The sequence below is a fragment of the Hassallia byssoidea VB512170 genome (assembly GCF_000817785.2).
Lineage (GTDB): Bacteria > Cyanobacteriota > Cyanobacteriia > Cyanobacteriales > Nostocaceae > Hassallia > Hassallia carrinoi.
Genome location: NZ_JTCM02000166.1, coordinates 1 through 9,682, shown reverse-complemented (window position 1 = coordinate 9,682; position 9,682 = coordinate 1). Strand labels below are relative to the sequence as shown.

Here is a 9,682-nt window from a genome sequence, read left to right as displayed (position 1 = left end):
CTGGACAAAAATGGACAGCCTTGTTTACTAGATCCTCAACACCCCACGACATTTTCGGATGAAGGCTGTCAATGAGTGTCTATTGTTTGTGAAACCCCCGCAAAGCTACGCTTTACATCCCGTCCCCTAGTAGGGGAGGGACGAATTTGGCTAAAGCCAAATTCAGGGAGAGGTTTGTTTTAAAGCCCTAACCAACAGCTTCACGCTGTGTGTCTGCTGCACTCGCTTTTAGAGTAATTATATAAGCGGCGTGGGGACTTTTAAAAGTTGTTTGCGCTTGTGGGTGTTGGCAAGCGATCGCAGTTGTAACGTGTTCTTTTTCGTCATCGCGAATGCAGACAAAGACATCATACAAGTTGTTAATCACCGGACGACGTTCAAAAGGACGACGGGATGTTTGAAATTCGTCGAACATATACAAGTCCCCATCGCGGTAATAGTTGATTGCAACTATCGGTGCGGGTAGCTGTTTCAGTAATCGTGCATTTCTACGCAGAAAGTTATCATAAGTATGATAAGCGTGTTCTTCTACCAATTGACTGAAGTAATAAGCGTGACGCGGTGAAAGCATGTATAAAAATACAATTACCCAGTAGTAAATCAAGGCTGTAAAACGGGCAAGAAATCTGTCAATAAAGCGGCGATTTCCGCCTAGAGATTCCATAATTAGCAGGTGATGGTATTCATTCCAAGCTTGAGCAAAGTGGACTTTGAGCCATTCAGCTTTGCGCCATATCCCTAAAGTTTCGTATAAGTGCAGTACTGAAACGAAGGAAAAATAAGGAACACGCGCCACGGTTTCCAAAACGTAAAAACGGGCGTAAGGACGTTTTTTATATAACTTGTCGATAACGAAAACTAAGCAATTGACGAGAAATTTAATCATTTTTTATCCTTCAGCCTGGTATCATCAAAAGTCAATCAGCCATTGATTGTTGTTTATTGTCATTGTTGATACTGATTGAGTTGATTAAATTCCGGTAAATGTTGAGAAATTCGTGTCTACACAAGCAGATTTTCTACACCTGCTGTTGTCGCCGTAATTGCTACTTGAATAATTCTGCTATCCAAGCGATCGCCACTGTAGTGCATTAGAAATTGTTAAATAGCCAATTTCTTTTGGTTGCTGCAAAATTCTTTGTTGCAAGTGCTTCACGTCCAATTTCATCTAAAAACGCCACTATATTGTCTTTTTAAAAGTAAGTATTTCCGGATATGTCATCTGAAGTATGAAGTATAAAGTAAGACTCCACCGATAAATCATAAGAATTGAAATATCTTATGTGCTTTTTCTCTGCACCATAAATAAATAATGGTGCTTGTAGTAATGGTCTTACTTCATCCTTCATCCTTTATTTGACTTGCGTCACGCGCCAACTGAGTTTAAGGTTAACCCAGAAGTTCCAGACAGTAGCAACAGCGATCGCAATCAAATTTGCGATATAGCGGTTTTGTATAATAAAATTAAACACCAAATTCAACACCAGCACATTCAACACTAAACCGGCAAGACAAATAATGTTGAATTTCAAAAATCGCTTCATGCGTTGACGCCATTCGTACTGCCCACTAGAGACATCAGCAAAAGTCCAAACATCATTCCACAAGAAATTATTGATAATCGCAATTTCACCCGCAATGATTTTACTGCGAGTTAAAGGCAAAGCCAAGGTACTTGGGTCACTGAGCAAGTAAAGCAGTGTCATATCTACAAATACTCCACTGAGTCCCACCAAGCCAAAACGGAGAAATCGACCAACAGGAAAATTGATGCGTTGACTGATTTTTCCTAACCGTCCCGTTCCCAGCCTTAACCGTACTAAGTGGTGTATGTAGTCGATATATTGCTTACTCGTGACTTTACTTTCACCCTTAACACGTTCGCAAAACACATAGCCAACTTCGGCAATTTCGCGCACCTTACCCCGTCCAATCACCTCAAGGAGAATTTTGTATCCTACTGGATTAAGCGTCGCACCTGCTATGGAACTTCGACGTACCATAAAATAACCACTCATCGGGTCAGATACCCTACCCAGTACATCCGGTAAAATAATTAACCCTAACAACTGAGCGCCACGAGATAAGAAACGCCGGATAAAACTCCAGCTACTTACACCACCACCGTCTACGTGACGACTAGCTACTGCCATGTCTGCACCTTTTTGAATGGCGCGTAACAATTGCGTCAGTACCTCTGGCGGATGCTGTAAATCCCCATCAATTACTCCTAAAACACGTCCCCTTGCTGCTTGCCAGCCGCGAATCACTGCACTTGAAAGCCCCCGCTCGTTTTGACGACGCATCACCCGTAATTGCCGATATTCTCGCGTTAGAGACTCGGCAACTTCCCAAGTGCGGTCTGGGCTATCATCGTCCACTACAATCAACTCGTAATTTCCAGGGATAGACTCATCTAGCAGTTGGCTCAATATTCTGACAACATTCTTGATATTGTCTCGTTCTTTGTAAGTCGGAATCACTAAAGACAAGAGGATGTTTTCACTACCTGCATCCACTGTACTTGGCGGTAATTCAGGAATCTGTAATGCACCAGTTGGCACTGACAAAAGTGAATCAGGTTCAATGATACTCATGCAGAAATGACTATATGGGGAAACGGTGTTGTTAGTAATTATGCTTGAGGAAAGGTATGTGGAATTAATCTTAAAAATTTTCTACCAAAAGACGTATACAAAAAGTAATATTTTTTACAAAAAATTAAAGTTAGTAGCTCTCGTTTGTATTTTCAGCCAAAAGAGGTAATTAAAAAGTTATCGTTATTCTTTATACTAAGCTTTAACTTGCCAACAAACTAATACTGTCAAATGACTTTGTATAAAATGGCTCTTTAACTTAGTATATGAACAGCAACTTGCCACCTGTTTGGGCATTTCCTCCGAAAGGGTTACGGTTTTTAGTGATTGTTTTATTAGTATTGGGTGTATTTTTTCGCTTTGTCAATATTGACCGAAAAGTTTACTGGTTTGACGAGACTTTTACCTCATTACGGATTTCTGGCTATACAGAAAAAGAAGCGATCGCCCAACTTTGCAATGGTCAACAAATTGGTGTTGAAGATTTACAGAAATATCAGCATCTTACTCCTGAAAGAACCTTAACAGATACTCTTAAATCTCTAGCAGTAGAAGACCCTCAGCATCCACCGCTATATTATGTGATGACGCGATTTTGGATGCAATGGTTTGGCAGTTCAGTTGCAGTAACCAGAAGTTTGACGGCACTGTTTAGCGTGTTGGCATTACCCTGCATCTATTGGCTATGTCTGGAATTATTTAACTCGTCGCTCGTGGCATCGGTTGCAGTTGCACTGCTTGCTGTGTCGCCATTTCATGTGCTGTACGCACAGGAAGCGCGGGAGTATAGTTTGTGGGGTCTAACAACTTTGCTATCAAGCGCAACACTGCTACGGGCAATGCGACTACAAACAAAGCTCAGTTGGGGAATGTATGCAGTAACTGTGGCATTGGGGCTATATACATTTCTCTTTTCTGGGTTGGTGACAGTTGCTCATGGTGTTTATGTGTTTGCAATTGAACGCTTTCGATTAACTAAGAAGGTTATTGCTTATCTAGTTGCGCCTTTAGTGGGATTTCTAGCTTTCACGCCCTGGTTAGTAGTTATTCTTAGTCAATCGGCTCAAATTAATAAAACAACAGGCTGGACAGGTGAAGTTAAAATAAGTCAGTTAGCTCTGATTAAAAACTGGATTGTTAACCTTAGCTATTTTTTCGTTGATTTTAACTACGATACCATACGTGGTGCTGAAGGCTCTTGGTTGAAATTATTAGTAGCATATTCAAGTCCTTTTATCTTAATTTTTGTCGGATATTCAATTTATTTTCTCTGTCGTAAGTCTCCAAAGCAAGTTTGGTTGTTTGTCTTAACATTGATTGGAGTGACAGCGCTACCCTTAGCTATACCAGATTTTATTTCCGGGGGGATACGATCGCAAGTCCCTCGGTATTTAATCCCTTGTTATTTAGGTATTCAGCTAGCTGTTTCTTACCTTTTAGCAACTCAAATTTTCTCTTCTTCCGTTACCATTAGAAGACAAAAGCTTTGGCAGCTTGTTATGGTTACGCTAATTTCAGCCGGAGTCATATCCTGTGCGATGATTTCTCAAACACAGACTTGGTGGTATAAGGATCTTAACCTTTATACTCCCCAAGTGGTTGCGATCGTCAACCAAACTCCCCAGCCACTGGTAATTACTTCGTGTCAGGCAACGTGGCCTCTGGGTGATGAAATGGCTCTTTCGCATCGGCTCGATCCAAAAGTGCGGCTTCTGTTGGTGAACGAGTCAAATGTCCCCAAAATTCCTAATACTTTCAGTGATGTGTTTTTCTACAATCCTTTTTACAATCCTCCCCTGCCGATATTGGAATATAAACTTGAGAAAGAGCAAAAATACAAGATAGAAAAGGATGTTTACCCCCAAAAGCTCCAGCTTTGGAAACTAACTAAATAGTTATAATTGACGCATGAAAAGAATTTTATGTAATGCCGAGTTATCCTCGTTAATTTGACTTAATTATATCAGGTGCGGCAAATTACACATATTGTAGAGACGTTTAGTATATGAACAGTAACTTGCCGCCTGTTTGGGCATTTCCTCCCAAAGTATTACGATTTTTAGTGATTGTTTTATTAGTATTGGGTGTATTTTTTCGCTTCGTCAATATTGAGCGAAAAGTCTACTGGTTTGACGAGACTCTTACCTCATTACGGATTTCTGGCTACACAATGTCAGAAACAGTTGGGCAAGTCTGCACTGGTCAAGAAATTGGGGTTAAAGATTTACAGAAATATCAACGTCTTACTCCTGAAAAAACTTTAACAGATACTATTAACTCTTTTGTAGTAGAAAACGCTCAACATCCGCCGCTATATTATGTGCTGTCGCGATTTTGGGCGCAATTGTTTGGCAGTTCTGTTGCGGTAATAAGAAGTTTGTCTGCCATCATTAGTTTGCTAGTATTCCCCTGCATCTATTGGCTATGTCTAGAATTATTTGAGTCATCGTTTGTGGGATGGGTTGCAGTTGCACTAATAGCTGTGTCACCATTTCATGTTTTGTACGCGCAAGAAGCGCGGGAGTATAGTTTGTGGACTGTGACAATTTTGCTATCTAGTGCAACACTACTACGGGCAATGCGAGTAGAAACAAAGTTTAGTTGGTTAATGTATGCAATATCTGTGGCATTAGGACTGTATACATTTTTGTTTTCTGTGTTAGTGACGATCGCTCATGGTGTTTATGTATTCGTAATTGAACGCTTTAGATTCACTCAGAGGGTTATTGCTTATTTGCTGGCATCTTTATTAGGATTTTTAGCTTTCACACCTTGGCTAGTAATTGTTATTACTAATTTAGGCAAAGTTAATGAAACAACAGACTGGACATCTAATAAAATACCCAACTTAAGTTTGATTAAATCTTGGATTGTTAACTTGAGCTATTTTTTTATTGATTTTAACTACGATTTGAGGAGTGTTTATAATGACTCTGTATTGAAATTGATAGTTAAATTTTTGATTCCTGTTATCTTAATTTTAGTAGGCTATTCGATTTATTTTCTTTGTCGTAATACACAACAGCGAATTTGGTTATTTATATTGATATTGATTGGGGTTACAGCGCTACCTCTAGCAATGCCTGATTTAATTTTGGGAGGAGTGCGATCGCAAGCTTCTCGGTATCTCATTCCTACCTATTTGGGTATTCAGCTTGCTGTTGCATATCTGCTGGCAACTCAAATTATCTCCACTGTTAACAACCAAAGACAAAAGCTTTGGCAACTTGTCACGGTAACGCTAATTTCAGCCGGAGTCATGTCTTGTGCAATTAGTTCTCAAGCAGAAACTTGGTGGCTCAAGGCTCTTAACATTTATACTCCTCAAATGGTTAGAATTATCAACCAAACTGCCAACCCACTTTTAATTGTTTCTTGTGAGGGAAGCTCGTCTATAGGTCATGGAATGTTTCTCAGTCATGTGCTGGCTCCAAAAGTGCGGCTTCGGTTGGTGAATGAGTCGAATGTGGCGCAAATTTCTGATAATTTCAGTAATAGTTTCAGTGACGTTTTTTTATACAATCCTGACTACAATACTATTTCGCAAGTATTTTTAGATAAGCTTGAAAACCAGCATAAATACAAGATTGAAAAAAACATTTATCCAGAAAATTTTGCTCTTTGGAAATTAAGCAAATAGTTAGATTTGTAAAAATTTGCGGTGTCCAGATCCCCGACTTCGCATAAGTTGTCGGGGATCTAACTTTTCAAGAAGCGCGGATGAAGTTTAAGACTTCGGTTTATAAGTCGATGCAACATGCAATTCTTTCAATTGCTTTGCATCCACACTTGAAGGTGCATCTGTTAACAAACAACGCGCTTGTTGCGTCTTCGGAAAGGCAATTACATCGCGAATTGATTCTTCACCAGCTAACAACATCACCAAGCGATCTAAACCGTAGGCAATACCACCATGCGGCGGTGTACCATATTCAAATGCCTCTAAAAGAAAGCCAAATTTACTTTGTGCTTCTTCTGGAGATAAACCGATCGCTTCAAATACTTCTTCTTGAATTTCTCGTTGATAAATCCGCCGACTACCACCACCAACTTCAAAGCCGTTGTAAACTAAATCATACGCTTGGGCACGGGCGGTTTTCAAGTCGGACAAATCATCAGGATGCGGTGCTGTAAATGGATGGTGCAATGCTTCCAAGCGTTTTTCGTCAGCATTCCACTCAAACATCGGGAAATCTACTACCCAAAGCAAGTTGATTTTTTCCGAATCGATTAACTTAAATTCTCTGGCAATGACTTGACGCAATCTATCTAAAGTCTTATTGACAGTTTCAGCCGCAGCTGCTGCAAATAATAGCAAATGTCCGGGTTTGGCATCGGTACGGCGTAAAATTTCCTGCTTTTGTTCTGGTGTTAAGTTATCTTTAATTGCGCCGATGGTGTCGATTTCACCATCTTCTCTGACGCGGATGTATGCTAAACCTTTCGCACCGGCTTCAGCAGCTTCTTTGAATAAGTCGCCACCTGGTTTGATACGGACGTTGGAAATTGTATCATTGCCGTTGGGAATCGGTAGGATTTTCACAATACCGCCATTGGCAACGGCTTCACGAAAGACTTTGAAACCAGAGTCTTTCAAGACATCCGAAACATTAACTAGTTCCAGACCGTAGCGGGTATCAGGTTTATCACAGCCGTAGCGTTCCATCGCTTCGGCGTAGGTGAGACGCGGAAAGGGAAGTTGTAATTCGATACCTTTAACTATTTTGAAGATATGCGAAACTAACTTTTCGTTAAGTTCGATAATTTCTTCTTGGGACATGAAACTCATTTCCATGTCCAATTGCGTGAATTCTGGTTGTCTGTCAGCGCGTAAGTCTTCGTCGCGGAAACAACGAGCAATTTGATAATAGCGATCGCATCCTGCTACCATCAATATCTGTTTGAATAGCTGCGGCGATTGTGGAAGTGCAAACCATTCACCGGGACTGACGCGACTGGGTAAGATGTAATCGCGTGCGCCTTCGGGGGTGGAACGAGTTAAGATGGGAGTTTCAACTTCGATGAAGTTTTCTACATCTTCGAGATAGCGACGCATGGTTTTGACAACTTCATGACGTAATTGTAAGTTATGTGCCATGCGATCGCGTCGCAAATCTAGATAACGATATTTCAGCCGCAAGTCTTCCCGCACATTCTCGCTGTCTGCGGTGGAAACTTGAAAAGGTAACTGTTTGCGAACTGCGTTAAGTAGTTCGATTTTATCTGCGTAAATTTCGACTTCGCCTGTGGGGATGCGGGTATTTAACGATTCTTCCGGACGCTGCGTCACCCTACCTGTGATTTCCACGACATATTCATTACGCAGAGCGTTTGCTGGTTCGTAAGAATTGGGGGTACGTTGGGGATCGCTGACAATTTGGACAACGCCAGAGCGATCGCGTAAATCTAAGAATATCACACCCCCATGATCGCGGCGACGGTCTACCCATCCGTACAAGGTGACAGTTTCTCCAATATGTGATGAACGGAGTGCGCCGCAATAGTGAGTTCGCATAGGTCTTAATACTTATTTCTGGAGCTAGATGGGCTAGTTTATGTCAAAGCTTTCCCATTATCTAGCATCAATCGTATCCAATTGCAGAAAAAATGACAGAATGTAGCGTCAATAGATAAAGCGAACCAATTAAACCGTAAGGATGGGTTTTGCCTATTTCTACAATAGTTCCCGGAATTCCTCACGGTTTAATTGGCAGTCACGGAGTATCTGTGCTAACAAACCAGAACCAATAGTTTCAGCAGAATGTACTGGGACAACGGTTCGACGACCATCACTATGTATAAGAAAATGGTGACTACCTCGGATTCTTGCAACCTCAAAACCTGCTTTTTTTAAAGCTGCAATTACTTCCTTTCCAGTCAAACTTGGTAGTTTGCTCATACTTGAACAGAAACTCTCTGAACCCCAACAAACTCTAATGCTTCGGCTTTCTCTTGTTCAACCTCTAAACAAAGTTCAATAGCTTCTTTAATACGCTCTATCAATTCGTCTAGAGATTTGGCTTGGGTGTGACATCCCGCAAGACTAGGCACAGAGGCAACAAAATAGCCCTCAGAGTCGCGTTCTATAATCACGTTGAATTCTCTAGTCATCTTGGATTACTGTTTAGTAATATGTAGGGTGTGTTATCGCGTAGCGTAACGCACCCTACTGGACTGTAACTGATAACTGTTAATCACTATCTCCATAAAAATCTTCATCTAATAACTCTTCTAGAATAAAAGGACAATCGAGAGGATATTCTTCTTCCGAAGGTTTTCTAACTGCAAATTTAGCATTTTTACTTTCTTTGATTGCCAGTTTGCGACCATCCGCATAAGCCTTAGAAATCACTTCAGTAATATAGTTTTTAAAAGAAGGATTTTCTTCCAAATCCTTTTTTACTCGGAAACGATGTTCTGTGACAGAACTATACCAGCTTTGTTTCATCATCTCAGGAGCATCAGATTGAACGGTTAACTTGAGTAAATGAGCAATCAGTATCGTTAAATTACTCATAAATGACCGTTTCTCTGCTTTTCCCATGTCTTCTAATTCTAAAAGCAAATGCTCCCAATCTATATCATTAAACCGATGTTCTTTAATCTGCTCAATAATGCTTTCTCGCCAAAGATTAAAATCTTGTTCATATTGATTGTTCATATAACAATCCTATTTGATTATAAGTCATTTATTGACTTGACTCATTAACCTTGATATTGCTGTTTACGCTTGGTGAGTCTTTCTTGCACAGCTTGACGAACGTCTTCCCAATATTGAGTTGTCATCGCTGTTGCAGTTCCAGAATTCAGACCTTCTAATAGCATTGCTTCGAGCCGTTCATTTTCTTTTTGCTTTTGGTCTTGACGCACTAATTCGCGGAAATACTCGCGCTTCGCTGCTGTAACCACCATTCGCAACTTGTTGATCTACATACGCACGCATTGAATCAGGCAGAGAAATATTTATGCTGGTCATTGGCTTGGGTATTTTGGTTTCTCTACAATAATTATGGCAAGCTTTGCCATTTACTGTCATGAGTGTTAAATAGTGCGTAGACACAAATTGAGTGTTAGTGACTAATGTT

The 9,682-nt window shown here is 40.5% G+C and carries 10 protein-coding genes; 2 read left to right on the top strand and 8 right to left on the bottom strand.

Annotated features, from left to right (window positions below; all coding sequences use genetic code 11):
* Window positions 1-187: 187 nt before the first annotated feature.
* The 3 genes from PI95_RS33340 to PI95_RS33330 all read right to left on the bottom strand — a co-directional run bounded on the left by PI95_RS33340 (window position 188) and on the right by PI95_RS33330 (window position 2,597).
* Complete coding sequence (locus PI95_RS33340; protein WP_039737633.1) at window positions 188-886, bottom strand: alternative oxidase; 699 nt, start codon at window positions 884-886, stop codon at window positions 188-190.
* Window positions 887-1,063: 177 nt separating this feature from the next.
* Window positions 1,064-1,168 carry a hypothetical protein gene (locus PI95_RS37745; RefSeq protein WP_507236771.1) on the bottom strand — a complete coding sequence of 35 codons (105 nt, stop codon included), beginning with the start codon at window positions 1,166-1,168 and terminating at the stop codon, window positions 1,064-1,066.
* Between the two features lie 184 nt (window positions 1,169-1,352).
* Window positions 1,353-2,597, bottom strand: a complete 1,245-nt coding sequence (locus tag PI95_RS33330; RefSeq protein WP_039737632.1) for a glycosyltransferase — start codon at window positions 2,595-2,597, stop codon at window positions 1,353-1,355.
* A 266-nt stretch (window positions 2,598-2,863) separates the two neighbouring features.
* On the opposite strand from PI95_RS33330, the gene PI95_RS33325 reads away from it, so the two are divergent.
* Window positions 2,864-4,492, top strand: coding sequence for a glycosyltransferase family 39 protein (locus tag PI95_RS33325; RefSeq protein WP_039737631.1), 1,629 nt, complete (start codon window positions 2,864-2,866; stop codon window positions 4,490-4,492).
* Between the two features lie 110 nt (window positions 4,493-4,602).
* Window positions 4,603-6,237 (top strand): glycosyltransferase family 39 protein, encoded by a 1,635-nt coding sequence (locus PI95_RS33320; protein WP_039737629.1) that lies wholly within the window; start codon window positions 4,603-4,605, stop codon window positions 6,235-6,237.
* Between the two features lie 87 nt (window positions 6,238-6,324).
* On the opposite strand, the gene aspS is transcribed toward PI95_RS33320, so the two are convergent.
* The 5 genes from aspS to PI95_RS33295 all read right to left on the bottom strand — a co-directional run bounded on the left by aspS (window position 6,325) and on the right by PI95_RS33295 (window position 9,509).
* Window positions 6,325-8,112: an aspartate--tRNA ligase gene (gene aspS, locus PI95_RS33315; RefSeq protein WP_039737627.1), complete on the bottom strand. Its 1,788-nt coding sequence runs from the start codon at window positions 8,110-8,112 to the stop codon at window positions 6,325-6,327.
* Between the two features lie 159 nt (window positions 8,113-8,271).
* Window positions 8,272-8,496 (bottom strand): type II toxin-antitoxin system HicA family toxin, encoded by a 225-nt coding sequence (locus PI95_RS33310; RefSeq protein WP_163519424.1) that lies wholly within the window; start codon window positions 8,494-8,496, stop codon window positions 8,272-8,274.
* On the bottom strand, window positions 8,493-8,708 hold the full coding sequence (locus PI95_RS33305; RefSeq protein ID WP_039737625.1) for a type II toxin-antitoxin system HicB family antitoxin: 216 nt from the start codon (window positions 8,706-8,708) through the stop codon (window positions 8,493-8,495). The genes PI95_RS33310 and PI95_RS33305 overlap by 4 nt, the downstream gene beginning before the upstream one ends.
* A 79-nt stretch (window positions 8,709-8,787) precedes the next feature.
* Window positions 8,788-9,258 (bottom strand): DUF29 domain-containing protein, encoded by a 471-nt coding sequence (locus PI95_RS33300; protein WP_039737623.1) that lies wholly within the window; start codon window positions 9,256-9,258, stop codon window positions 8,788-8,790.
* A gap of 44 nt (window positions 9,259-9,302) precedes the next feature.
* Window positions 9,303-9,509 carry a type II toxin-antitoxin system ParD family antitoxin gene (locus PI95_RS33295; RefSeq protein WP_272870719.1) on the bottom strand — a complete coding sequence of 69 codons (207 nt, stop codon included), beginning with the start codon at window positions 9,507-9,509 and terminating at the stop codon, window positions 9,303-9,305.
* Between the last annotated feature and the right edge of the window lie 173 nt (window positions 9,510-9,682).